The sequence below is a fragment of the Myxococcales bacterium genome, from assembly GCA_016716835.1.
Taxonomy (GTDB): domain Bacteria; phylum Myxococcota_A; class Polyangia; order Haliangiales; family Haliangiaceae; genus JADJUW01.
This window is the reverse complement of record JADJUW010000001.1, coordinates 3,262,584-3,288,070: the sequence shown is the minus strand read 5'-3', so window position 1 is coordinate 3,288,070 and position 25,487 is coordinate 3,262,584. Positions and strand designations below refer to the sequence as shown.

Below are 25,487 nucleotides of genomic sequence, written 5' to 3'. Positions count from 1 at the left end.
ACCACTATGTCTACGACCCAGTCCAAACCCGCCCATGCCTCCGCCTCGCGCGCGATCTTAATCGCGGCGATCAAGGATTCGTTCGCCAAGCTGCATCCGCGACGCATGGTCAAAAACCCCGTCATGTTTGTCGTCGAGGTCGGCAGCGCCTTTACCTTGCTGCTGTTTTTCTACGCCTGGCTTGGCGGCGGCGCCACCGCCGATGCCACCACCTCGCCTGGGTTCATCTTGGCTATCTCGCTGTGGCTATGGTTTACCGTGCTCTTTGCCAACTTTGCCGAGGCCATGGCAGAAGGCCGCGGCAAGGCGCAGGCAGATACCTTGCGGCAATCGCGCAAGGACGTCTCGGCCAAGCGCCTGGCCGATGCCAAGCGCGACGCGGCGGTCGAGGAGGTCTTGTCCGCGCGCTTGCGTCAGGGTGACTTTGTCTTGGTCGAGGCGGGCGACGTCTTGCCCGGCGATGGCGAGGTCGTCGAGGGCGCAGCGTCGATCGACGAGAGCGCGATCACGGGCGAGAGCGCACCGGTGATTCGCGAGAGCGGCGGTGATCGCAGCGCGGTCACCGGCGGCACGCGAATCTTGTCGGACTGGCTCATCATTCGCATCACCGCCAATCCCGGCGAGACGTTTCTCGATCGCATGATCTCCATGGTCGAAGGCGCCAAGCGGCAAAAAACTCCCAACGAGATCGCGCTCGACATCTTGCTCGTCGCGCTGACGATCATCTTCTTGCTCGTCACCGCGACCTTGCTGCCCTATTCGATTTACGCCGCCAAGGCGGCCGGCACCGGCGCACCCATTTCCATCGCCGTGCTAGTCGCGTTGCTGGTGTGCCTGATTCCCACCACCATCGGCGGCCTGCTCTCGGCGATCGGCATTGCAGGCATGGATCGCATGGTTGCAGCAAATGTGATCGCGATGTCGGGACGCGCCGTCGAGGCCGCCGGCGACGTCGATATTTTGCTCCTCGACAAGACCGGCACCATCACGCTCGGCAATCGGCAGGCGACCGCATTCTTGCCCGCGCCTGGCGTGAGCGAGGCCGAACTAGCAAAAATCGCGATGCTGAGCTCGCTGGGCGATGAAACCGCCGAGGGCCGCAGCATCGTGGCCTTGGCGCGCGACAAATTTGGCGTGGCCGAGCAACAAGGCACTGAACCCAGAGCGCTCGCGGTACCGTTTACCGCGCAGACACGCATGAGCGGCGTTGACATTGGCGATCGCATGGTGCGCAAGGGCGCCTTTGATGCGATCGCGGGCTGGCTGCGCGACCAGAGTGCGTCGCTGCCGCCCGAGGTGAAACGCCACGTCGAAACCGTCGCCAAACAGGGTGCCACACCGCTTGTCGTTGCCGATGGCACCAAAGTAATGGGCGTCATCCAACTCGCAGACATCGTTAAACCAGGCATTCGCGAGCGTTTTGCCGAGATGCGCCGCATTGGCATCAAGACGATCATGATCACCGGCGACAATCCGCTGACGGCGGCCGCGATTGCCGCCGAAGCCGGCGTCGACGATTTCCTCGCCGAGGCCACGCCGGAGGCCAAGCTCGCGATGATTCGCGACTATCAGGCCAAGGGACACTTGGTTGCGATGACGGGCGATGGCACCAACGATGCGCCCGCGCTTGCGCAAGCCGACGTCGCCGTGGCGATGAATACCGGCACCCAGGCCGCCAAAGAGGCCGGCAACATGGTCGACCTCGATTCGAATCCAACCAAGCTGCTAACGGTCGTCGAGGTTGGCAAGCAGATGCTCATGACGCGCGGCTCGCTCACCACGTTCAGCATAGCCAACGACGTCGCCAAGTATTTTGCGATTATCCCGGCGGCGTTTGTGGCCACATATCCCGAGCTCGGCGCGCTAAACTTCATGGGGCTGCACTCCCCGACCACGGCCGTCATGTCGGCCGTCATTTTTAACGCGCTGATCATTGTTGCGCTCATCCCGTTGGCCTTGCGCGGCGTCAAGTATCGCCCTGCGCCCGCGTCCACCATCTTGCGGCGCAATATTTTTGCGTACGGCCTTGGCGGCCTCGTGCTGCCTTTTCCCTTCATTAAAATCATTGATATCGCGCTAACCGCCGTTGGCGTTAACTAGGAGAACGTATGCGAAACCTACTGCGTCCAGCCATTGTCTTACTTGCGCTCTTCACCGTGATCACGGGACTGCTCTATCCGCTGGTGATAACCGGCGTCGCGCAGGTAGCTTTTCCTCACCAAGCGAACGGCAGCCTCATTACGTCCCAAGGCAAGGTCGTTGGCTCGGAGCTAATTGGTCAGCCATTCGCCGGCCCGGGTTATTTTTGGAGCCGACCTTCGGCGACTGGCACCGTCGCTTATAACGCCGCGGCGTCGAGCGGCAGCAATCTCGGTCCGTCCAACCCCGCGCTGCATCAGGCGGTTGCGGATCGCATCGCGGCCTTGCGGCAAGCTGACGCATCCGCGCCAGGCCCCGTACCGGTCGATCTGGTCACCGCATCGGGTAGCGGCCTTGACCCACACATTTCGCCCGCCGCCGCCCACTATCAGGCACCGCGCATCGCCCGCGAGCGCGGCTTGCCCCTCGCCGCGGTGACGCAACTCATCGACGCCCACACCGAGGGTCGCACGCTGAGCCTGTTTGGCGAGCCACGCGTTAATGTGGTGAGGCTCAACCTCGCGCTGCAGCGGCAGAACCATTAGAATCGGGCGGCTCGCACATCGCACGCAAGACCGCCATGGCGCCTACCACGCAAGCCGACCAACGACCCGATCCGGACGTGCTCTTGCGACAAGTGCGCGCTGAAGAGGCCAAGCGCGCCCGCGCCAAGCTCAAAGTATTTTTTGGCTTTGCGCCCGGCGTCGGCAAGACGTATCGCATGCTGCAGGCCGCGCGCGATCTGGTCGCCGAGCAACACGTCGATTTGGTCGTGGGTCTCGTCGAGACTCACAAACGCTATGAGACCGCGTCGCTGGTGATTGGCCTCGAGCTCTTGGCGCGGCGCAAGCTCGACTACCGCGGCATCGCCACCGAAGAGTTTGATCTCGACGCTGCCTTGGCACGCAAGCCACAAGTGATCTTGGTCGACGAGCTGGCGCATACAAACATTCCCGGCTCGCGTCATCCCAAACGCTGGCAGGACGTCATGGAGCTGCTCGATGCGGGCATTGAGGTGCATACCACGCTCAACGTGCAGCATCTCGAGAGCCTCAACGACGTGGTCGCGCAGATCACAGGCATCCGCGTCCGCGAGACCGTGCCCGATGCCATCTTGGAGCGGGCCGACGAAATTGCGCTGATCGACGTCTCGCCGCAAGAGCTGCGCGCGCGCCTCAAGGACGGCAAGGTGTATCTCGGTGCGCAAGCTGACCGCGCATCCGAGAAATTTTTTACCGAAGGAAATTTACTCGCCTTGCGCGAACTTGCGCTGCGTCAAGTGGCGCACTATGTCGACAATGACGTGTTGGCATTTCGCCACCAACACGGCGCCCGAGCGGCGTGGGGCTCAAGCGAGCGCATCCTGGTCGGAATTACGCCGGCGGCGCATGCCGCCAAGCTGGTGCGCGCGGCCAAGCGGATGGCCGAACGCCTGCGCTGCCCGTGGGCCGTGGCCTACGTCGATTCATCAGCGATTCGGCCGCTCGATGACCACTCTCGCGACGCCCTCGAGGCGCATTTTTCGCTCGCGCAATCCCTCGGCGCATCGATCGCGCGGCTCACCGGTAGCGATGTCGCGAAAACGTTGCTCGACCATGCGCGCGCCACCAACGTGACGAGAATGGTGGTCGGCAAGCCGCAGCGCACGACGCGCTTGGGCCAGTGGCGCGATCGCATCGCGGGATCCTTGCTCGAGGAGTTGGTCGCGGAGAGCGGCGAAATCGACATCCACGTCATCACCGGGACCGCACCGGCGCCGGCACCGCGCACGCCGACGAGCCAGCCTGAACCACGCGACGCCATCGAGCTTCGTCGCTATATGATGGCCGTAGGGGTGGTCAGCGCGGTCACGGGGTTTGCGGCCTTGGTGCGCGCGCTGGTGCCGATTCCCGATCTCGAAATGCTGTATTTCGTCGGCGTCTTGGTCGCCGCGAGTGCGTGGGGTCGCGGCCCAGCGATGCTTACCGCCTTCCTCAGCGTTGTGGCATACGATTTCTTTTTCGTGCCGCCCGTACACACCTTCACAGTGGCCGATGGCCGGTATGTACTCACCTTTATCATGATGTTCGGGCTCGGGCTCATCGTCAGCGAGTTGACGTCGCGGCTACGGCGACAAGAGCAGGCCGCAGTCGTGCGCGAAGAACGCACGGCGCGCCTCTACGCCACCAATCGCGAGCTGAGCGAGGTCGCCGACGCCACCGCCGCCTCGGTCGTGGTTGCGCACGCGGCCGCCGAGATTTTTGCCGCCAGCGTCCTTATCATCGGCGAGGGCGAAAATGACGAAATCGTCGATATAGCTAGCTATCCTCCAAACTACGCGCTGGCCCCCAAAGAGCGCACGGTGGCGCAATGGAGCCTCAAGCAGCACAAACTCGCTGGACTCGGCACCGACACGCTCAATGGCGCCACCGTCATATGCGTGCCGATCGGCGACCCCGAACACCATGCCTTTACCCTAGTCTTGGAGCCTCACAACAGGCTGCCGCTTCGCGGTGAGCAACGCGAATTCCTCGAGGCCTTTGTCCGCCAGGCCTCGATCGCGTTTGATCGCCTTCGCCTCGCCGATGAAGCGCGCCGCGCAGCCATCGCCGCGCATACCGAAGAGATGCGAAGCGCCATGCTTTCGGCCGTGTCACACGATTTGCGCACGCCACTGGCCGCCATCACCGGCGCCGCGACATCGCTCAAAGCCGAGCCGCCGCTAACGAGCGCCACCAGCCGTGAGCTCGTCGACGCCATTTGCGATCAGGCCGACAAGATGGATCGCCTGATCTCAAACTTGCTCAACATGACGCGCCTCGAAAGCGGCGGCCTGACGCTCGGGCGCGAGTGGGTGCCCCTCGAAGAGCTGATTGGCTCAGCGTTGGCGCAAATCGAAAGCAAGCTTGGCGACCGCCCGGTCAACGTGCACATCGATCCAAAGGTGCCCTTCGTCGCCGTCGATCCGGTGCTATTTGAACAGGTGTTTGTCAATCTGCTCGAGAACGCCACGAAGTACGCGCCTGGTGCCTCTCCAATCGAAATCGCCGCGACCTGCGCCGATCAACAAATTATCATCGAGGTAATGGATCGCGGCATTGGGCTGTTGCCGGAGCGAGCCCAGGACATATTCAAAAAGTTTCAGCGTGGCCATCACCCCGACGTCGCGGGTGCGGGCCTAGGCTTGGCCATCTGCCGCGGCATTGTCGAAGCCCATGGCGGTACAATCGCGGCGGTGCCTCGCGACGGCGGTGGCACGAGCTTTCGCATCGTCTTGCCGGTGGTCTCGCCCCCAAGCAACATTGCCCTGACGCCCACCGAGACCGCCTCGACCGCGGCTGGCAGCGACGGCAACGCCGCGGAGACAACGCGATGACCGCGGAGTTGGCCACGGCACCACTTGTCTTGCTCGTCGAGGACGAACCCCAAATGCGCCGGTTTATCCGCGCCACGCTGCTGGCTCACGACTATCAATTGGTCGAGGCAGGCACGGCGCATGAGGCCGTGGCGCTGGCGACCAGCCGCCAACCCGCCATCATCTTGCTCGATCTAGGCCTACCGGATGGCGATGGCATCGCGCTGACTCGGCAGTTTCGCGAATGGACCGCCGTGCCCATTATCGTCATCTCGGCGCGCGGTCGTGAAGAAGACAAGGTGGCGGCGCTCGACGCCGGTGCCGACGACTATCTCACCAAGCCCTTTGGCGTTAGCGAGCTAATGGCTCGCATGCGAGTTGCCTTGCGGCACGCGAAGTCCGCACAGCATGCCTCGACTAGCCAACAGCTATCATTTGGCGACATTCACATCGACGTCGGCGCGCGCACGGTTACGCGCGGCGGCACGGCCATTCACCTCACGCCCACCGAGTACAAAATGTTACTTCTTCTCGCCACGCACGCCGGCAAGGTGCTGTCGCATCGCCACATCTTGCGCGAGGTGTGGGGCGCCGCGCACGAAGCCCAAACGCACTACGTCCGCGTCCACATGGCCGAGCTGCGCAAAAAGATCGAAGTCGATCCGGCACGGCCGCAATGGCTCACCACCGAGCCTGGCGTCGGCTATCGCCTGCGCGCGCTGGAGTAGCCCACATTGCCGCGGTAGGCTAAGCGCATGTCGGCCGCCGCCAACCAAGCCCTCGCCCACGCGTGGATCGACGCGTTTAACGCCCACGATGTGCCACGCCTGATCGCGCTCTACGCCGAGGCTTGCACGCATACCTCGCCCAAATTGCGCGCCGCCGGTGGCGAGGGCTGCATCTGCGGTAAGGCGGCGCTTGCCTCGTGGTGGCAGGGCGCCATGAAGACCATGCCCTCGCTGCGCTACGAGCTGCTCACGGTCACCGCAAACGAAGCACGCGTCTTTATCGAATACACCCGCCACTGCGACGGCCAAGCGCCCATGGCGATCGCCGAGGTGTTTGATGTTGCCGATGGTCACATTAGCGCGTCGCGCGTGTTTCATGGCTGAGCGCGCCACCACCGAGCCTACAACTGGCTAAAACGTCCACCCGACATTTAGATTCACCAATGGTTGTACGGTGCTCTCGGCTTCGGTGGTCGTACCGCTGGAGTCTTCGCCTGCGACTCCTATGAGCTGAATCCCGGCTTGTACATTAAACGTGAACCCGGATTGCGTCGCGATTTTGTAGCCGGCATAGGGGCCAATCGATAACCCCTCGGCGGCGACGCGGGTGGCGCCAAGTTGGCTGCTGGCATACATGTAGATTGCTTCGGCGCCGATTTGAAAGCCGCGGTTAAATGACCCCACGACATAATAATTGAGTTGGGCACCAACCTCGTAGATTGAAATATCGAGGATCTCGCCGCCACCCACAATGCCGGCAATGCTCCACCGGTCACCGCCACGCTTCTCCACCGTCAGCTCGACAAATGGCAGCAGCAGATGCACCGGCGAAACCATCACCGAGAGGTTGCGCGTATCTTTGCGAGCCGGAGTTGGCGCATAGGGTGCCGCGCTTGGTTGCGCTGCGGCCTGGCTTGCCATGAGGATTAGTACCGACATCACAACCAACCCACGTTTTGCATTCATAGGGTTGCACCATATGAATCCGCGCGGCTAAAGATCAAGTTAAGTTTGTCTTCATCAGCGTTGGGTGTGACGAGCGCCTCCAACAGAGCGTGCAAACGTCACAACTTCATCAACGCCGCCGCAACATCGCCGCGCGTCCATGCGCGTGCAGACCTTCAATCTGCGCAAATGCGTTAATCGGCGCGGCATCGCGTGCCGCGGCTTCCGCCGTGTATTCAATGTGCGTCACGCGTTTTTGAAAATCGTAGACGCCAAGCGGCGAGGCAAACCGCGCCGAGCCTCCGGTTGGCAACACATGATTCGATCCCGCGAGATAATCGCCAGCCGATTCACACGCGTGCTGACCAATAAAGATCGCGCCGGCGTTGGTGATGCGCGCGGCGATTGCGCGCGCGTGGGTCATGTCAAGATGCAGGCTCAGATGTTCGGCGGCGTAGGCGTTGGCAAAGGCCACGGCGTCGTCGAGTTGCGGCGCGATAATGACCGCACCTTTGGTGGCGAGCGACGCCGCTGCGATTTCGCGCCTTGGCAACGTTGCGAGCTGCGCCGCGAGCTCGGCGGCAATCGCGTCGGCGAGCGCGCGCGTGGGCACCACGGCGATGGCCTGCGCCTGCGTGTCGTGCTCGGCCTGCGCCAACATGTCGGCGGCGATCCACGCTGGGTGCGCCGTGGCATCGGCCAAAATCAACACCTCTGTCGGGCCAGCAACCGAATCGATATCGACCAGGCCAAACACGCGACGCTTGGCGGCGGCCACCCACGCGTTCCCCGGCCCAACGATCTTGTCAACCCGCGGGATGGTCGCTGTGCCGTAGGCCAAGGCGCCCACAGCCTGCGCGCCGCCAATTTCAAAGATACGCGTAACCCCGGCAAGTTGCGCCGCAAACAGGGTTTCCGGCGAGGCGCCCGGCGTCACCATGATAATGTCGGTAACCCCCGCGATGCGCGCCGGAATTGCCGTCATCAGCACGCTGGAGGGATAACGCGCGGTGCCGCCCGGTACATATAAGCCTACGCGGCCAAGCGGCACAGTGTGCAGCGCGAGCGAAATTCCGTCGGCGGTTAAGGTGGCAGAAGCTGGCACATGCGGCGCGGCCGACAGCGCGTGAAAGCGCTCGATGCGGTGCGCGGCCAGCGCGATAGCCGCCTTGACCTCGGGCGCAACGGCGTCGGCCTTGGCGGCCCAGCTCGCCTTGGGAACTTCATAGCTGCCAGCGTGCGGCGACCGCTGATCAAACCGCTCGGTATACGCCTGCACCGCGGCGTCGCCCCGCGCCGCGACGTCGCGCAAAATGGCGTCGACCTGCGTCTCAACCTCGGCGCTCATTTCGGTAGTTCGCACCAGCAGAGCGCCTGCCTCGGCCAATTCGCGAATTGCAATCACGCCCTATTGGTAGCACGGCAATGCGCAATTGACAGTCACACCCCCGCGGTATAAGCCTCGCCCATGTCCAACTTCTTGTTTTCCTCCGAATCGGTCACCGAAGGCCATCCCGATAAATTGTGCGATGCGGTTTCCGATTCCGTCCTCGACGCAATTTTGGCGGAAGATCCCTATGCGCGCGTCGCATGCGAGACCTTCACCAAGACCGGCTTCGTGCTGGTGGGCGGCGAGATCACGACGACGACGTATGTCGACATCCCCTCTATTGTCCGCCAAGCCGTCAAAGAGATTGGCTACAACGGCTCGGACATGGGCTTTGATTGGCAAACCTGTGGCGTCATGACCGCCATCGAGCAGCAGTCACCAGACATCGCGCGCGGCGTCGATCGCGGCGATTTGGCCAAGCAAGGCGCCGGCGACCAAGGCCTGATGTTTGGCTATGCCTGCGACGAAACGCCCGAGCTGATGCCGATGCCGATTCAAATCGCGCACAAGCTGGCATATCGCCTAGCGCAAGTTCGCAAGAAAAAAGTTGGCGGCATCGACTGGCTGCGCCCTGATGGCAAGACCCAGGTTTCGGTGCGCTACATGGACGGTCGGCCGGTTGCCGTTGAGGCCATTGTGGTCTCGACGCAACACTCGCCCGACGTCAAGCTCAAGGATCTGCAGGAAGCGATGCGCGAATATGTGATTGCGCCGATCGTGCCAAAGAATCTCATCACGAAGGCCACCAAGTTTCACATCAACCCAACCGGACGCTTTGTCGTCGGCGGGCCAATGGGCGACTCTGGCCTCACCGGCCGCAAGATCATCGTCGACACGTACGGCGGCATGGCGCGCCACGGCGGCGGCGCGTTCTCCGGCAAAGACCCATCCAAGGTCGATCGCTCGGCCGCATACTATGCGCGCTTCATTGCCAAGCATGTCGTTGCCGCGGGCCTGGCCACGCGCTGCGAGGTTCAACTCGCCTACGCCATCGGCGTCGCCGAGCCGGTTTCGATGTTGGTCGATACCTACGGCACTGGCATTGTCAGCGACCAGCAACTTTCCAAAGCCGTGTCGCGCGTGTTCGATGCGCGCCCGGGCCTGCTCATCGAAGAGCTCGGCCTGCGCAAGCCAATCTTCCGCAAGACCGCGGCCTACGGCCACTTTGGCCGCGAAGAGCCGGAGTTTACGTGGGAGAAAACCCCGCACCTCGCCAAGCTCAAAGACGCCGCTGGCGTCAAAAATGGCAAAGCGACCAGCGGCGGCAAAACGCCCGCCGGCAAGCCCACGCTCGGTGGCCGCAAGACCGCCGGCAATGGCAAGTCGATGATCGCCTCGGCGTAAGTCGCGCGCGATGGCGCACGGCGACCTCGCCTGCGGGCTGAAGTCGCGTCACACCGCCAGCTGGCGCTAAGTCAGTTCAAAATTTATAGGTCTCATTTATTTTTGCGATGCGGTACCGTTTCCGCTGCCCTCGCGTGTCTAACGGTTGTTCGATTCAACAACACAACCCAAAGGACAAGATCATGACCAACAAATTCGCGACCTCTTTGCTCTCCCTCTCACTGCTGGCCGGCGCCGCCTGCGACGCGCAAGTCGACTCGGAATATCGCGGCGAGCCGCTCGCCACGCTCTCGGGCGAGGTGGTGGCGTTGGCCTCGACCTCCGCCGTCAATGCGTCGCTGGTGTGGAGCAACTTCGCGCAAAATGGCGACACCTACCTCGCCGCCGAGGCCCCGGTGAGCGGCGAGTTTCCCGCGCAATTTACGCTCGACGTATTTCTGCCGCCGCCCACCGAGCTGCTCAATCATTTTGCGGAAGATGCGGACGAGGTCGCCTTGGGCCTGGCCTATGTTGTCGCGTTCCCCCAGGACTATGACGCCACCACCGGCGAAACGCCTGAGACGCCATGGGGCATCTCGGCGGGCCATGTCTTGGCCTACGCGCCGGCGGATTTGCCGGCAGGCAGCAGCGCGGCCGAGTTCGCCGGCGCGGCCTTGACCGCGGGCTTTCACGTCCTCGAGGTGCTCGCGGCCGACGATCCGGCGTGTGCGCAAACCGAGGGCTACGATTGTCTGCGCCCCGCGCCGGCAGGCCTGTCGACCTCGATCACCATTACCATCGACGAAGCCGCGGCAACCGAAGAGCTCGCGCCCAATCTCAACTAGCGGGCCGAGCTAACCTTGGCGCTGGATCTGCATGCCGTCTTTGCCAACCACGGCCACGTGGTGTTGCGGCGTGCGCGTCAACTGCTTGGCACAGATGCCGACGCCGAAGATGCGGTGCAAGAAATATTCATGGCGATGATGGAACATCCGGAGCGCTTTCGCGGCGAGAGCACCATGACCACCTATCTCTATCGCGTTACGACGAATCATTGCCTCAACCGCCTGCGCAACCAGGCCCGCCGCGCCGAGCTCGACAGCGCGACGATGGAAGGTGTCAATGAGATCGCGACGGCGACCGCGCCTCTTACCTTTGACGCCAAGCGCGTGCTGGCTCGCTTGCCCGAGCGGCTCGCCCAGGTCGCCGTGCACTATTACATCGACGAAATGACCCACGACGAGATTGCCCAGGTGCTGGGATGTTCGCGCCGCATGGTCGGTAAGCTGGTCACCAAACTACAAAAAGAGGTTGTGCCATGAATTCGCCAAGCCCCACAACGAACGCCTGCCCTTCGGCCTATGCCTTGGATTTGCTCGTCGCGGGCGAGCACGCGGCCAAGGCGGCCGCGGCGGTGCAGGCCCATTGCGATGCCTGTGCGACGTGCGCGTCGCGGCTGGTCGCCCTGCGGCAGGCCCAGACGTCCTTCGCGCAAGCTCATCGGCTGCCCGCGCGCGCGCCGCGGCGGTTGCCAGCGCGTCCGTGGTGGAAGACCTGGCAAGGCTTGCTCGCACCCGCAGCGGGCATGGTCGCGGTAGCGGCGCTCGCCTTGCTGGTGTGGCAGCCTCCGCCACCGACGCGCGAACTCGTCGCCACGACGCGCACCAAGGGCGGCTTTGCGCTCGCGTATTTTTTGCAGCGCGATGGCATCGTCACCCGCGGCCAAGATGGCGACGTCGTCTATCCGCAAGACGCCTTGCGCTTTTCGTTTGTGGCGCCGACGCCGGGCTTTACCTATCTGCTGGGCCTCGACGCCACCGGCAAGGCGGCCGTCTACTATGAGCCGCCGGCGAATGCCACCGCCGTGGCGATGGCGCAACCGGTGCTGATGCCCGACAGCATCGTGCTCGACGACACGCTGGGAGGCGAGTTGTTTTGGGGCCTTCATTGCGACGCGGCGCAGGACCCGGCAGCGCTAACGGCGACGCTTGCGCAAACGCGATCGCTTGCCAATGTGCCCGCATGCGCGTCGGTCACCCTAACGTTGGAGAAACGCCGCCGTGACTAAACGCTTGCTCGTGCTGCTATTTATGGTGGGCGCGGCGACAGGGGCGCGTGCCGAGGTAGTGCGCTTTGCGGTCATCGTCGGCAACAACCAGGGCGAGGCCGACGAGGGCAATCTGCGCTTTGCCGAGGCCGACGCCGAGAAAATGCGCGACCTGCTGCTCGACCTCGGCGATTTTCGCCACGAAAACATTGTGCTGATGCAAGGCGAGTCCGCAACCGCGGTGCGCCAGGCCATCGTCGCCACCAACGATCGCATCCGCGCCCTGCCCGACGCGGCGCAGGCGGTGTTGCTCGTCTACTACTCTGGCCACGCCGATGCGCGCGAGCTCCACCTGGGGCGCAGCGGGCTAGCGGTGCGCGAGCTCGAGCAACTCGTCTCCGGCAGCGCGGCCGGCATGCGGCTATTGATCGTCGACGCGTGTCGGTCGGGGTCGCTGACGCGGGTCAAGGGTGGCACCAAGGCGCCCGCCTTTGACATCGTCATGGACGAACGGCTCGCCGCGCGCGGTGCCGTAGCGCTAACCTCGAGCTCGGCCAGCGAGGATGCCCAAGAATCTGACGCGCTCGCCGGCTCATTTTTTACGCACTACCTGGTTTCCGGTGCGCTCGGCGCCGCCGATGCCAATGGCGACGATGTGGTAAGCCTGGCCGAGGCGTATCGCTATGCCTACGAACACACGCTGCGCGCCTCGAGCAAGACGCTGGCGGGGCTGCAGCATCCGACGTTTCGCTATGACGTCGCCGGCTATGGCGATTTTGTCTTTACCCGGCTAGGCCGCAGCGCGAGCCACCGTGGCCGCCTGGCCTTCCCCAAGGGTCGCAGCTACCTGGTGCTCAAGGGCGACGCCGAAGGCCAGGTGATCGGCGAAATCGGCCTGCACGACGCGCAGCGCACCATCAGCGTGCGCCCTGGCAACTACTTCATCCGCGGCCGCGGCCAGGCCTATCTGCTGGAGGGCCGTGTCGTCGCCGTCGCGGCGCAGCGAACGCAAATCGACGACGGCGCGCTCGAAAAAATCGCCTACGCGCGGCTCGTGCGCAAGGGCGGCGTGTTGCCGCGCGTGGCGACCGCGTTTGTCAGCGGCGCGCTGCATACGGCGGGCGCCAACGCGGCAAGGCCGTGCGTGGGTGGCGACCTCGGCTATGGCGTCGCTTGGCCGAGCCTAGAATTCGCTTTGCTCGCGGGCGGCTGTCGTTCGAGCTTTGACACCTCGACCCTGCGCGCCACGGTTTCGGAGCTGCGCCTCAGCGCGCGCGTTGCCTATGCATGGGATCGGCGCGCGTTCACCCTCGCGCCCTATCTCGGCGTGGGCGGCGGCGTGCTGCGGCAACAATTTTCGACGCGCGGCGAGGCGCCGACGCGCCACTCGGCCTTTGGCCGCGTCGACGCCGGCGTGACGGTGCGAAGGCAACTCGCGGGCGCCATCTACGGCTTTGTCGACGCCAGCGTTCAAACCTACTTGTTTCGCCAGCAAGCTCATGCCGACGCGCTGCGCGCCGACACCAGCCTGAACGTCGCGCTCGGCGTGGGCGCTTGGTTTTAGCGGCCTAACAGCAGCTTTTGGTCGCGGGTGCGGCAGCGGACGGCGCTACGCCCTGCCTTGGTGCACAACAACTCGCATCCGTCGCACAACTCGCGGCGGCGCCAATGGACCCAGCGTTGGCCGCGACGGTGCGCGCATCGGCGCCAAACGTCGGCGCGCTGTCGAGCGTGTGAAAGGTCTCCCACGCAATGCCCTGCGCATCGGTCACCCAATGCTTGTCGGCCTTGGCGTAACAGCACGTCGTCGCTGCCTCGCTGGTGATCGGCGTCGCCAAGGTGGCGAGGCGCGCTTGCATCTCGGCCAGCTCCTCGGCGGACTCAACTTGGATGCCGAGATGGTCAAGGCCGGGCGTGGCGCCGCGTTGCGAGATGGCAAAATTTACGCGCGGGTCTTCGAGCATCCACTTGGCATAGTCGGGCTTGCGCACGGTGGGCGGCGCGCCAAACATCGCCTCGTAAAAGGCGATGCTGGTCGTGAGTTGATCGACGGCGACGTGGACATGGAGACGTTTCATGAGTTCCTCTTTCGTTTGGGGGCGCAGTCGGCTTTGTTTTTGGATTTCCCCGCGGGAGCGCAAGACGCGCCGCCACAGCAGTTTTCGGTGAGAAAGGCGAGGAGCTGGTTCATCGCGGCAAAGTTGGCCGCGTAGTCGATGAAGCGCCCGCGCGGCGCGGCATGCACAAGCCCAGCGTGGCTAAGCTCTTTTAGGTGAAACGACAAGGCAGAAGGCGCCACGGCAGTTTCGCGCGCAATCGCGCCGGCCGTCATCCCACCCGGCCCCGCCTGCACCAAGGCGCGAAACACCGCCAGCCGCGACGCCTGGGCAAGGGCGGCGAGCGATCGCACTGCACTGCTTGATTCCATATTTCAAACATAATTGAATCATTGAATCTGTCAAGTATCAAAAGACCTCGCGACGAGGGCGCCACCGGCAGCCGCCCCAGCCGCGCGCTTACACCAAGGGCGCGTGGCGCAACTTGCTATCGAGGTAATAATGGCGGCCGCGCCAGAACTCACCGGCGACGCCGACCAGCGACACCACCGCCGCGGCATAGAACAACGAGGTGCCCCATGCGGGTAGCAGCAGCGCCAGCAGCAGCAGCAGGGCGACCGTCAGCGTGCGCGCGCCCCACACCAAGGCGCGGCTTGCCGCCTTGTGGTGCGCTAGGAGATTGTCGAGGCCGCCCACCGACAGCTCGGCGGCGAGCACGGCCAGCAGCGCCCACGAAGAGGGCGACACCACCCGCGGCGAGAGTTCGAGCGCTATGAACACGAGCACTGGAATCGCCAAGGCAGCCACCATGCGCACGAGATCAAAGCGATCGATGTCGCCGCGGCCGCGCAGCGAACGCCAGCTCGCCATCAGGTAGTCGCCGCCCGAGAGCCAAGTCACGACGACGACCGTAATCAAGATATAATAAGCGGCCCATTCGTAGCCCGCGGCTTCGTACGTGGCGAGCAGGCCCCCGACCATGGCGCTCATCACCACGGCGCCAGGCCAAAATCGCTTCTTGATGAGCCACAGGCCGGCCAGCGCGACCAGGGGCGCGATGACGCCGATCCACAAGATCACGCGCATGGAGAGATCATCCTTGAGCAGGGCGAGCAGCACCAACATGGCGAGCGCCTGCATCTGGGTCCACGTCTTGACCTTGGCGAGATACGACGTCTTCATCGTCAGCGCGCGGCGTTCGTATGATGATCGCAGCGCCGTCACCGCAAACTCGCGGACAAAAATGAGCGCGCAGGCCCACGCCGGCGCAAAGCCAATATCGGCAAAGGGCGCGTAGACCAGCGCCACAAAGATCTTGTCGGCCATAGGGTCAAGCAGGCCGCCCAGCACCGTCGGGCCCTGCTTGCGCGCGAGGTAGCCATCGACGAAATCGGTGCAGCCGACCAGGGTGCCGACCACCAGGCAGATCCACAGCGCCGTGGTGTTTTGTTGATAGAGCGCCCACGCCAACACGGGCATGGGAATCAGCCGCGCCACGGTCACCATGTTGGCGGTAATCCACGGGCGTCCGGGCGGCATCGCGCCGCTATAACATAGGCCTGCAGCGCCGCCAACCCTGGTTGCGGCCTGGGGCTTGCTGTTGAGAGGTACCCCGGCCTACGCTGCTGGCGCTACTGCCGCGGCTGCCATCAGCGCCAAATTCGTGCTCACCGCCAGCCCCTGTCGTCCCGCCGCGCGTTGCCAGATATTGCAATGCCCGGCGGCGAGCACCCTGCCCGCAACCACGTGAGGCGGCACGTTGGTGAACCACAGCAACGCGCCGCCGCGGACGAGGGCGCGCGAAACGAGGGCAACGTCCGCTAGCTCGCCCACGGCGATCATGGCGGTCACTGGCGCGGGCGTTAGTTGCCCGCTGGCTAGCTGTGCCTCCGTGACCTCACCGCGCACGCATAATCCCGCCACGGCGTGCGCCAATAGCAAGCGCGCTAACGTCGGCGAACCAAGCACCCACGCGTCATCGGCCGCGCCCGCGACGCGCCCTGCGCGCGCAGCCTCGAGCGCCGCAAGCACGTGTCGAAAACGAAACTTGTCGAACATGGATCGCCGCCCAATATAGCGCGCCGGTTTGCCTGCGACGCGGGGGACGCCAAGTTTCGCGACGACGCCGGTTGCACGCCATCGCGCCGCGGTTTATGACCCCACCCGCGCGCGCGTAGCTCAGCTGGATAGAGCGTCGGTCTCCGAAGCCGAAGGTCACAGGTTCGACTCCTGTCGCGCGCACGGCTCGTGGGTCTTCTCGTAGCTTTGGCGGGCGTTTTTTACAGTGCCAAGGCTGGTTTGTTGTGTACCCTTGAAGGGCCATGTCTGCTTGCCTGCGCTGCGCCTCGCCACTTGCGTCCGAGGCGCAATTTTGCCCGCATTGCGGCACGTCGGTCCGCGCGCTCAGCGAGGCCGGTACCGCCGATGGCAAGCTCATCGATGGCCGCTATGCCATTCGCAGCCGGATCGGCGCTGGCGGCAGCGGCACGGTGTATCTTGCCGATCACATTCATCTCGGAAAAAAAGTCGCGATCAAGGCGATGCACAAGGATTTGCTCACCGACGCGCTCGCGCTCGAGCGCTTTCGCCGCGAGGCAACCATGGTGGGCGAGCTGACCAATCCCCATATCGTGCAAGTGTTCGACTATGGCCGCCTGCCCGATGGCCGCGTCTATTTGGCCATGGAATATCTTGAGGGCGAGAGCCTGCAGGCCATGCTCGCGCGGCTCGGTCGCGTTTCGGTCGATCAAACGATCGATGTCTTATTGCAGGCCTGCGAGGCGCTCGGCGAGGCGCATTCGCTTGGCTATGTGCATCGCGATCTGCGGCCTAAAAACTTGTTTCTCTCGCGGCGCGCGACGGAATCTAATTTTCTCAAGGTGCTCGATTTTGGCCTCGCCAAGGCGGTGGATCTCACGCAAACGGCGGCGCACACCACCCTCGGCCTCACCTTTGGCGATCCACGGTATATGTCGCCAGAACAGGCCAAGGGCCTCGCGGTTGACCAACGCAGTGACCTCTACCAATTGGGATGCGTCGCCTATGAAATGCTGACCGGTGCGCCGCCGTTTCATGGCGCAGGCGTCTTTGAGGTCTTGGCCAAGCACGCGACCGAAGCGCCCTCGCCGTTGGTGGTGCATCGACCCGACGTGCCCCCGGCGCTTGAGACCATCATTATGCGGTTGTTAGCCAAGGCGCAGGCCGACCGCTTTGCAACCGCGTCGCAGCTCGCTGAGGCGCTGCGCGCGAGCTTACCTGCCGCAAGCGCACGCCTAGCCGCCTCTCGCGTAGCGTCGACCTCGGCGGACGCACCGCCCGCGCATGTCCCTGCCGCCATGGCCAAGCCGTCTGCGGCACCCTCGCCAAAACCCTTGGGCACGTCGCAAGCCTGGTACAATGCCGGCGACGTGCTCGCAACAGATGGTGGACTGAGCGAGCGCATCAGCCTCGATGAGGTTGCGGCTTCGTTTTCGCTAAATCTTGCCGACGGCCGGCGTCGCCAAAAGCTCATCTTGTTGGTGTCGCTGCTCGCCTCAGCCGCGATCGCCGCGGGCATCGTTCTTTGGTTCGTCGGCCGCTCATCGCCTGCCGCGCGCAAAAGCGCTCGACCCGATGTGGCGATGCAGTCGCCCCCAATTTCGGTGGCTCCCTCCGTCGTAATGGACGCCGCGCCGGCAGATTCGGTTATGGTGAGTCCGCCTGCGAGCCCACCCGAATCGCTGACGGCACCCAGCGAGCCAACCGCCAAAGGGCAAGCGAAGCCAAGTGCTACCACCGCCGAGAGCAAGCCTGTCGCTCCGGATAACTCGCCAGACGCGCCTACCACGCCGGCCACGCCAAGCACGCCACTTACCTTGGACATTCCCAGCGAGCTTGCGCGTGCGCAGGTCGAGTTAGCAACGGGCGACCTCGACACGGCCGAGCAGCGGCTTGGGCAGGTTATCGCCGCCGCACCGCGATCAGCACCGGCGCATGTCCTCCTTGGCGAAACACATTTAGCGCGCGGCGCCTTTGCGCTGGCCGCCGAGGCCTTCAAGGCGGCGCTGAGAATCGATCCTGAAAATGCGCGCGCACGTCGTGGCTATGCGACCGCGGAAAGCAAGCTGAACCAGCGATTGACGAAGAGCCCGAAGTCATTGAAGAGCCGCCGCCGGCCGCGCCATCGGTGCCGCCTGCCGATGCGCCACCTGCTGCATCGGTGCCGCCCGCGAACCCACCGCCGCCGCCTGCTTTATCGCCCAGCGCCTCAACGCCGTAAGTGTGCCCGCCTATTTCCGTTTACCGTTGCCACGCGGTGGCGCCGCAGGTGCCTCGCGATCTTTCGTTGGCGCCGCCCAACTCGTCGACGTCGAGCGATGGCTGGTGCCAAGGCGAATCGAGCGGTGTGAAGAGCGCAAGGCCAACCGAGTCCGCGTAGTTGAAAACGACATACCTTGATCGTAACCACGACTGATCGTCGCTACAAATTTTGTTTGCGTATTCACACATTTGTCACGCCGTGAGATCACCTGCGATCGTCGCGGTTGGTGTTTGATCTGGCATTTGGGGCGGAAGTGTATAGAATGCACGTTCTCCTAATCTATCGCTTGCTGCTGCCGCCAGCTGTCGAGGTGGCCTTACGTTGCCCCACGTTGTCACACCTGGTGCGATACCTGCGGCCCCCAGAAATAGGAACGCAGCCCTCGGCGCGTCGCGCGAATGATCGCATAATCTAGGAGGTGGCCGCATTCCATTTGTTTATCGAAGGCGTGGCGACAACGCCTGGCACCGATGCAACCCAAGTGGCGGCCGCCGTTGGCGCGCGATTTGGAATTGACGGCAGCGAAATCGCGCGTCGCCTCGCCGCGGGCCGTTTTCGCGTCAAGGGAAACGTCGACTACGCAACGGCTTGTTCATTTCGCATCGAACTCGAGCGCCTCGGCGTCCGCTGCGCCATCATCGACGCCGCCACCGACGCGGTCGTAACCGCGCCGCCGTTGCCGGCCTCGATGGCGACCGCTAAACCCGCAGCCATGACGGCTGCCCCTGTGCCTGCGGCCTTATCCACGAACCCCGTCGCGCCAGCTAATACGGGACAATATCAAAGCGGACTCGCCGCGGCGTTTGGTGGCGGCAACATGAACGTCGGGGATGAGGCGATGGGTGCGCTTGCTACCGGCGCCTTTCGCCTAACCGCGCTCGACAAAAACTCCGATGCAGATGATGGCGGCGACGACGACGTTACGACATTTGACAATCAGCCCGCGACGTTACTCGATACGGCCCCCTCGCCCGAGGCGCTGCCGGCACTAACCCTATTGGCGCCGCCACCCGTCGCGACTGCCACGCCAGCGCCTCCCCGCCCTGCGGCCGCACCACCACCGCGACCCAACCCCAACGCGGCCTTTGCCCCGCCCTCAGAAGCCGGCGAAGCAGGCGAACAAGCGCTCACCTTGCTGGTCGACGTGCGCGCCGAAAAAAAGCAAGCCGCGCAAGACGAAGCGACGCGCACAAAATCGCACATGATGGCCGTTGCAACGCCCTCCGCTCATGATGCGGCGGCCGCCGCAACGCTCGCGCCCGCCGCGGCGCCATCGCCGCAAATTGCCGTGCGCAAGGCCTTGGCGGCGGCGCTGGCACCAAATCCCCGTTGGGCCATCGGCGTGTTGCTCGCGATGTTCCTGGGATTTGCGCTTGCCAGCGGCTATGCGTCCGGCAAAGAGCGCGCGGCATTTGCGGCGGTTGATGCCCGGCTGGTCGTACGCCAAGCGGCCGTGGTGACGCCGACAGAGTGGGATGAACTTGATGCCTACCGCGCGACCGAACTCGCGGCCAAGGACGCCGCCCAACGCAACATCGCGCAAAGTGCGGCCGTCGTGTGGTTGCTGCTAAGCATCGCATTTGGGGCCGCCTGGCATTTTGCGGTGCCGTGGACGCGCGTCCTTGACTTGGTAGCTGACCGCGGCGGGAGCAAATCATGAGCACGAAATCGAAAGATTTGCCGACCGCCGCAATCACCAGCCACACGGGCGATTCAAACGAAGGCGGCGAGCACACCAGCGCCGTTGGGCCGGAAGCCTCTGAGACCGGCCAGCGCTTGCTTACCAGCGAGGCCTCACAGTCCTTCGCTGAGCCAGGCGCCGGCAACACCGGACCATCGATCGCGCTGCCAGCACCAAAGAGCGCGCCGCTGCGCCCGCTGCCGAGCGGCTCGCCTGGGGCCTCCGGTACCATGAAGGCGGCCGACGGAGGTCCCGTGCCGGTGGCGCTGCCAACGCCCGCCGCACCGCCGGGACCGGGCGCGCGCAGCCGCAATCCAGGCAACTCGCTGCCGTCGCTTCATTCGCTGCCCAGCGCAAATTCGTTGTCGCACAACAAATCCATGACGATGGCGGCGGCCAAGGCGCCGCTGGAGCAACAAGCCAACATCGAATATGTGGGCCGCTTTGAGGTCATCCGCGAGCTCGGTCGCGGCGGCATGGGTCGCGTCGTGCTGGCGCGCGATCCCAACCTGGGGCGCAAGGTGGCGATCAAGCTCCTGCTAAACGCCGACGAGCGTTTTATGTCGCGGTTTGAAGCCGAGGCGCGCACCACGGCGCAGTGCCTGCACGAGAACATCGTCATCATTCATGAATTTGGCAAGCACAACGGCTCGCCGTTTATGGTGCTCGAATTTCTGGAAGGCAAGCCCCTCAACAAGATCATCGAAGAAGAGAAACAACTGGCACCAGAACGCGTCTGGGGCCTCGCCGTGTCGATCGCGAAGGCACTCAAGCGCGCCCACGAATTCGGCATCGTCCATCGTGATCTCAAGCCCGCCAATATTTTCGTCACCAATGACGGGACGCTAAAAGTACTTGATTTTGGCATCGCCAAGCTGTTTCAGGAAGAAGACGCGCCGACGGGCATGCAACAGATTGACATCTCCGACATGGAGCATACGTACATGACGTTTGCTAGCCAGGGCGTGGTGGGGACGTTGCGCTACATGTCTCCGGAGCAGTGGGGCGCGGCGCCGGTCGACTCGCGCACCGACCTCTGGGCGTTTGGCATCATCATGTTTCGCCTGCTCACCAATCGCCACCCATTTGAAACGCTCAACCAAGATCAGCTGCGCGTCGAGGTGCTCGATCAAGACAAGCCGGTGCCCTCGCTGCGCGAATTCATGCCTAAGTGCCCCGAGGCGTTGGTGCGCATCGTCGACAAATGCCTGCGCAAGGACTGGAACAAGCGCTACGCCTCGGCCGGCGAGGTGTTACGCGATCTCGAGAACAGCAAAGAGGCGATCTGCGACTTTGAGGTCGCCGACAGCAACGATTTTTGGCAGCACCAGCAGGCGCAGCAACTTGGCGCCGAAGTCGATCTTGGTGCGCTCGACCAGAGCGCCGCGCAACTCGACGTCATCTCGCTGCGCCGGGCGATGCAACCAGGCGTGACCCGTACGCCGCACACGATGATCCCAGGCGTCGCTGGCAAGCCAGGCCGCGGCGACCCTTCCAGCGCCGGCATGATGCTGCCAGGCGAGGCCACCTCGTTGACGCTGGCGCCTCAGGCTAAATCCGCGCGAGAAGCCAAGATGTCGGCGCCACCCCTGGTGAGCGCGGTGGTTCAAACCGTCGGTGGGGAGGCCGCGAAGGATGGTTCGCTTCAACTTGTGCTCACCGCGGTCGCCTCGGTCATCGCCGGGCTGCTCATCGCGTTGGTCTTGCGCGGCGGCGCGGCGTGGGCGATCGCGAAATGGTATCCCGTGGCGCCCGGCTGGAGTCTCACGGTGTTGCTGGCCGTGGCGTGGATCGGCGGCGGGTGGTGGGCGTGGCAAAAAACTGACCGCTGGCGCTAGCGACCGCCGATACCGCCAGCTCACGGGGTCGGCGAGGCGGCCCCCATTAATGCCAGCTCACCCTGGATCTGCGCAAGCAATTCGGTTTTTTCGCGATTGGGTAGAAACGCGCTCTTAAAGCCCGCCATAATCACGCCCTTGATCGTATCGAGCGACCAACCGTAGTGCTGGTGACATAGCCACAATTCCTTGCTTACCGTCGTATCTGTCATCAAGCGATTGTCGGTGTTGATGGTCACGCGCAGCCCATAGTCGACAAAGAAATCGACGGGATGAGATTTCCAGCTGGCGGCCGCCTTGGTCTGCAAGTTCGACGAAACGCAGACCTCGAGCGGGATGCGGTGATCGTTGACGTAATTGAGCAAATCGCCGTCTTCCACCAGGCGCGTGCCATGGCCGATGCGATGCGCCCCACATTTGTGGATCGCCTGCCCGATCGACTCGGGGCCAAAGGCCTCGCCGGCGTGCGCGGTGCAGTTGATGTTGTTGTCGATAACCAACTGAAAGGCGTCGCGATGTTCCTTGGCGGGATTGTTTATCTCCGAGCCGGCGAGGTCAAAGCCAACCACGCCGCGGTGCTTAAACGCGACGCAAAGCTCTGCCATGCGCATGCTCGACGCGGCGCTCATGGATCGAATGCCGCACAAGATCACGCCGTAACGAATGCCGAAGGTGCGCCCCGCCGTGCGGAGACCGCGCAGCACCGCCTCCACCACTTGCGTCAGCCGTAAGCCTTTTTCGGTGTGCAGCAACGGCGAATAGCGCACCTCTAGGTAGCGGACGTTTTCTTTCCAGGCGTCTTCGGCCAACTCAAAGGCGCAGCGCTCAAGCGCCTCTTCGGTCTGCATAACCGAAAGCGTAATTTCAAAGGCCTTCAGGTAGTCATCCAGCGATTCACATACTTCGCCGGCGTAGAGCAGCTTAAACAAGCTTTCGCGATCAAATGTCGGCAGCTTCACCTGCTGCTGCTTGGCCAAATCCAACACCGTCTCCAGCCGCAGCGAGCCATCGAGATGACAGTGCAGATCCGTCTTGGGCAAACTCGTAATCAACTCAAACGTTACCGGCGTCGCCATCTCCGCACTCTACCCTCTGCGGGGTCACTCCCGGCTAGTAATTCTTCAACAATCCAGGCCGGTTACCCCCACTACTGCGTGATCACTTAATGCGCAAATAGTGACTACGCAGCACCGCACTTAACGGTATGAATTTATTTGGGAAAAAGAGGGCGAGAGTGACCCTGAATCGAGGCGATGACGGCGGGCGCGAGGGGGGTCCCGTTTAGGCGTTCGATGTGGCGGATGCCTGTGGGCGACGTGATGTTGATCTCGGTGAGCATGCCGCCGATGACGTCGATGCCGACGAAGAACTGGCCGTAGCGCTTAAACGTTGGCGCGATGGCGGCAATGATTTCGCGATCGCGGTCGTCGATTTCGGTTTTGACCGCGGTGCCGCCGACATGCAAATTGCCGCGCGCTTCTTGCGCGGCGGGCACGCGCAACACCGCGCCGATGGGCTCACCATCGACGAGCAAGATGCGCTTGTCTCCCTCGGCGGCCTTCGGCAGATAGGCCTGCGCGAGCGTCCAACGCGTGCCGGCACCCGTGGAGGTTTCCAGGATCGACGACGTATTTGGATCGCCCTGTTTCACCAAGAATATCCCAAGGCCGCCAAAGCCATCCACCGGCTTGATGACCATGGCGCCTCCTTGCTCGCGCATGAAGGCCTGCAAGCGCGAGGCGTCGCGCGTGACGATGGTCGCCGGCGTGAGCTCGGGAAAGCGCAGCACCGCGAGATGCTCATTGAGCTCGCGCAGCCCACTCGGATCGTTGATTAGCAGCGTCTCGCCGCGCGCGTGATCTAAGATCCACGTCGCATGCAAATAGTTGACGTCAAACGGCGGATCTTTGCGCATCAAGACCGCCTCGAAATCGCCCAGGGGTCGGGTTTGCGCCGGCCCCGTGACAAAGGCCTTCGCCGGCGTATCGGCCAGCACCACCTGCGTTGGCACCGCCGCGGCAAAGGCGCGATTGTGTTCGAGCGACAGCGCGCCGAGTTCGCAGGTATAGACCTCGTGGCCTCCTTGCGCGGCGGCGAGCATCAGCGCATAGGACGTATCGCCAGCCAGCCCCAGCGAGGCCAAGGGGTCAATAATGAAGAGCAGCCTCATGCTACGCCACTGCTTGGGTCGGCCCCCGCGATATCTGAGCCCTCGGGCTGGGTCTTGGTTGGCAACAGGTGATCGAGGCCGAGCTTGCGCATGCGGTAATAAAGCGTGGATCGATTAATGCCCAGCTGGCGCGCCGCGGCGGCGATGTTGCCCTTGGCCCCTTCGATCGAGGCGACGATTTCATGTTTCTCGGAATCGAGCAGCTTTTCGCTCAAAGGCTTGCCCACCGCACCACCCGCCTCGCCCGCCGGTGCCGCCTGAAGCGGCGCCGCGGCAAACCCAGCACCGCCGGTCGCAGGCGCCGGCGAGCCACCAGCCTGCGGCCCGAAGCTAAGATGTGCTTCCTCGATGGCGCCGCCATTCGCCAAGATCATCGCACGCTCGATGATGTTTTCGAGCTCGCGCACGTTGCCGGGCCAATTGTACGCCGCTAGCTTGGCCGCCGCCGCCGCCGAGCACCCCAGCGAGGGCCTGCCTTGGCGGGTAAATTTCGCGACAAAGTGATGGGCCAGCGCGAGGACGTCTTCGCGGCGATCGCGCAGCGGCGGCAGGTAGATTGGAAAAACGTTGAGGCGATAGTAGAGATCTTGGCGAAACTCGCCTTTGGCAATCATCTCTTCGAGGTTGCGGTTGGTTGCCGAGACGAGGCGCACATCAACGCGCACGGTTTCCGTGCCACCCACGCGCTCGAACTCCCGCTCTTGCAGCGCGCGCAGCAGCTTGATCTGCACCTCCATTGGCAGATCGCCAACCTCATCCAAGAACAAGGTGCCGCCATCGGCCAACTCAAAGCGTCCTGCGCGCCGATTAACGGCCCCGGTAAAACTGCCCTTTTCGTGGCCAAACAGCTCGGATTCGAGAATTCCTGGGGCGAGCGCCGCGCAGTTCACGCGGACAAACGGTTTGGCCTCGCGCGTCGAATTGATGTGGATCGCATGCGCCACCAATTCCTTGCCGGTGCCGGTTTCGCCGCGCAGTAGCACCGTTGAGCTAGTTGGCGCTACCTGCTCGACCTTGGCCAACACCTCGCGCAGGGCGGCGCTCTCGCCAATAATGTTGCCGAAGTCGAACTCGCCATGCAGCTCTTGGCTGAGATAGCCGGAGTATTGCGCCAGCTGGTCCTGCAGCCGCTGATTTTCGCGTTGCAGCGTGTAGCGTTCAATGGCGTAGTTGAGCACGCCGCGAACTTCTTTGGCATCCCACGGCTTGGTGATGTAGCGATAAACCTGGCCGAGGTTGATCGCCTCTACCAGCACCGCGACGTCAGTAAACGCGGTGAGGATGATGCCAACCGCGTGGGGCTGCATCGCCCTTGCCTCGCGCAGCAGCTCGATGCCCGTCATCTTGGGCATGCGCTGGTCGGTCACGATCACCGCGACCTGTTCCTTCGCCAAGATCTCTAGCGCCTCGGCCCCACTGGTCGCGGTGAGAATGCGAAAGGTCTTGCGAAAGTTGAACCTAAACGCGTCGATGTTGTCGGGTTCGTCATCGACGACGAGAATGGGGATGGTGGTGGTGTCTGGTTCCATAGAGCG

General features: G+C 63.6%; 22 protein-coding genes and 1 tRNA gene. 14 read left to right on the top strand and 9 right to left on the bottom strand.

Features of this window, described 5'->3' with window-relative positions:
- Window positions 1–6 precede the first annotated feature (6 nt).
- From kdpB to IPL79_14660, 5 genes are read left to right on the top strand one after another with little or no spacing between them, the layout of a single operon-like run.
- Window positions 7–2,100 (top strand): potassium-transporting ATPase subunit KdpB, encoded by a 2,094-nt coding sequence (kdpB, locus tag IPL79_14680; protein MBK9072223.1) that lies wholly within the window; start codon window positions 7–9, stop codon window positions 2,098–2,100.
- An 8-nt stretch (window positions 2,101–2,108) separates the two neighbouring features.
- Complete coding sequence (gene kdpC / locus IPL79_14675) at window positions 2,109–2,684, top strand: potassium-transporting ATPase subunit KdpC (protein MBK9072222.1); 576 nt, start codon at window positions 2,109–2,111, stop codon at window positions 2,682–2,684.
- A 35-nt stretch (window positions 2,685–2,719) separates the two neighbouring features.
- The gene (locus IPL79_14670; GenBank protein ID MBK9072221.1) at window positions 2,720–5,494 is read left to right on the top strand and encodes a sensor histidine kinase KdpD; all 2,775 of its coding nucleotides are present in this window, start codon (window positions 2,720–2,722) and stop codon (window positions 5,492–5,494) included.
- Window positions 5,491–6,201 carry a response regulator gene (locus IPL79_14665; protein ID MBK9072220.1) on the top strand — a complete coding sequence of 237 codons (711 nt, stop codon included), beginning with the start codon at window positions 5,491–5,493 and terminating at the stop codon, window positions 6,199–6,201. The genes IPL79_14670 and IPL79_14665 overlap by 4 nt, the downstream gene beginning before the upstream one ends.
- A gap of 27 nt (window positions 6,202–6,228) precedes the next feature.
- The gene (locus IPL79_14660) at window positions 6,229–6,585 is read left to right on the top strand and encodes a nuclear transport factor 2 family protein (GenBank protein ID MBK9072219.1); all 357 of its coding nucleotides are present in this window, start codon (window positions 6,229–6,231) and stop codon (window positions 6,583–6,585) included.
- 27 nt (window positions 6,586–6,612) lie between these two features.
- Here IPL79_14660 and IPL79_14655 read toward each other — a convergent pair whose 3' ends face one another.
- Both IPL79_14655 and hisD read right to left on the bottom strand, forming a co-directional pair.
- Window positions 6,613–7,167 carry a hypothetical protein gene (locus tag IPL79_14655; protein ID MBK9072218.1) on the bottom strand — a complete coding sequence of 185 codons (555 nt, stop codon included), beginning with the start codon at window positions 7,165–7,167 and terminating at the stop codon, window positions 6,613–6,615.
- Window positions 7,168–7,276: 109 nt separating this feature from the next.
- Complete coding sequence (gene hisD / locus IPL79_14650; GenBank protein ID MBK9072217.1) at window positions 7,277–8,494, bottom strand: histidinol dehydrogenase; 1,218 nt, start codon at window positions 8,492–8,494, stop codon at window positions 7,277–7,279.
- A 120-nt stretch (window positions 8,495–8,614) separates the two neighbouring features.
- Between hisD and IPL79_14645 the strand changes: the two genes are divergently transcribed.
- From IPL79_14645 to IPL79_14625, 5 genes are all read left to right on the top strand, one after another.
- Window positions 8,615–9,880 (top strand): methionine adenosyltransferase, encoded by a 1,266-nt coding sequence (locus IPL79_14645; GenBank protein ID MBK9072216.1) that lies wholly within the window; start codon window positions 8,615–8,617, stop codon window positions 9,878–9,880.
- 182 nt (window positions 9,881–10,062) lie between these two features.
- On the top strand, window positions 10,063–10,704 hold the full coding sequence (locus IPL79_14640; GenBank protein MBK9072215.1) for a hypothetical protein: 642 nt from the start codon (window positions 10,063–10,065) through the stop codon (window positions 10,702–10,704).
- 15 nt (window positions 10,705–10,719) lie between these two features.
- Complete coding sequence (locus tag IPL79_14635; protein ID MBK9072214.1) at window positions 10,720–11,181, top strand: sigma-70 family RNA polymerase sigma factor; 462 nt, start codon at window positions 10,720–10,722, stop codon at window positions 11,179–11,181.
- Window positions 11,178–11,927 (top strand): hypothetical protein, encoded by a 750-nt coding sequence (locus IPL79_14630; protein MBK9072213.1) that lies wholly within the window; start codon window positions 11,178–11,180, stop codon window positions 11,925–11,927. The genes IPL79_14635 and IPL79_14630 overlap by 4 nt, the downstream gene beginning before the upstream one ends.
- A complete protein-coding gene (locus tag IPL79_14625; GenBank protein MBK9072212.1) occupies window positions 11,920–13,470 on the top strand; it encodes a caspase family protein in 1,551 nt (516 codons plus the stop codon). The genes IPL79_14630 and IPL79_14625 overlap by 8 nt, the downstream gene beginning before the upstream one ends.
- 4 nt (window positions 13,471–13,474) lie before the next feature.
- Here IPL79_14625 and IPL79_14620 read toward each other — a convergent pair whose 3' ends face one another.
- The 4 genes from IPL79_14620 to IPL79_14605 all read right to left on the bottom strand — a co-directional run bounded on the left by IPL79_14620 (window position 13,475) and on the right by IPL79_14605 (window position 16,021).
- Complete coding sequence (locus IPL79_14620) at window positions 13,475–13,984, bottom strand: VOC family protein (protein ID MBK9072211.1); 510 nt, start codon at window positions 13,982–13,984, stop codon at window positions 13,475–13,477.
- Window positions 13,981–14,334 carry a helix-turn-helix transcriptional regulator gene (locus IPL79_14615; GenBank protein MBK9072210.1) on the bottom strand — a complete coding sequence of 118 codons (354 nt, stop codon included), beginning with the start codon at window positions 14,332–14,334 and terminating at the stop codon, window positions 13,981–13,983. The genes IPL79_14620 and IPL79_14615 overlap by 4 nt, the downstream gene beginning before the upstream one ends.
- Before the next feature lie 88 nt (window positions 14,335–14,422).
- Window positions 14,423–15,502, bottom strand: a complete 1,080-nt coding sequence (locus IPL79_14610; GenBank protein ID MBK9072209.1) for a CDP-alcohol phosphatidyltransferase family protein — start codon at window positions 15,500–15,502, stop codon at window positions 14,423–14,425.
- 78 nt (window positions 15,503–15,580) lie between these two features.
- Window positions 15,581–16,021 (bottom strand): hypothetical protein, encoded by a 441-nt coding sequence (locus IPL79_14605; GenBank protein ID MBK9072208.1) that lies wholly within the window; start codon window positions 16,019–16,021, stop codon window positions 15,581–15,583.
- 109 nt (window positions 16,022–16,130) lie between these two features.
- On the opposite strand from IPL79_14605, the gene IPL79_14600 reads away from it, so the two are divergent.
- From IPL79_14600 to IPL79_14585, 4 genes are all read left to right on the top strand, one after another.
- A tRNA-Arg gene (locus IPL79_14600) sits at window positions 16,131–16,204 on the top strand.
- Between the two features lie 80 nt (window positions 16,205–16,284).
- On the top strand, window positions 16,285–18,351 hold the full coding sequence (locus IPL79_14595) for a protein kinase (GenBank protein ID MBK9072207.1): 2,067 nt from the start codon (window positions 16,285–16,287) through the stop codon (window positions 18,349–18,351).
- A gap of 330 nt (window positions 18,352–18,681) precedes the next feature.
- Window positions 18,682–19,923, top strand: a complete 1,242-nt coding sequence (locus tag IPL79_14590) for a hypothetical protein (GenBank protein MBK9072206.1) — start codon at window positions 18,682–18,684, stop codon at window positions 19,921–19,923.
- On the top strand, window positions 19,920–21,782 hold the full coding sequence (locus IPL79_14585) for a serine/threonine protein kinase (protein ID MBK9072205.1): 1,863 nt from the start codon (window positions 19,920–19,922) through the stop codon (window positions 21,780–21,782). The genes IPL79_14590 and IPL79_14585 overlap by 4 nt, the downstream gene beginning before the upstream one ends.
- Before the next feature lie 20 nt (window positions 21,783–21,802).
- Here IPL79_14585 and add read toward each other — a convergent pair whose 3' ends face one another.
- From add to IPL79_14570, 3 genes are all read right to left on the bottom strand, one after another.
- Entirely contained in the window at window positions 21,803–22,858 is a 1,056-nt protein-coding gene (add, locus tag IPL79_14580) for an adenosine deaminase (GenBank protein MBK9072204.1), read from the bottom strand.
- Window positions 22,859–22,992: 134 nt separating this feature from the next.
- Window positions 22,993–23,952, bottom strand: coding sequence for a glutathione synthase (gshB, locus tag IPL79_14575; protein MBK9072203.1), 960 nt, complete (start codon window positions 23,950–23,952; stop codon window positions 22,993–22,995).
- The gene (locus tag IPL79_14570) at window positions 23,949–25,481 is read right to left on the bottom strand and encodes a sigma-54-dependent Fis family transcriptional regulator (GenBank protein MBK9072202.1); all 1,533 of its coding nucleotides are present in this window, start codon (window positions 25,479–25,481) and stop codon (window positions 23,949–23,951) included. Before IPL79_14570 ends, gshB begins: the two co-directional genes overlap by 4 nt.
- Between the last annotated feature and the right edge of the window lie 6 nt (window positions 25,482–25,487).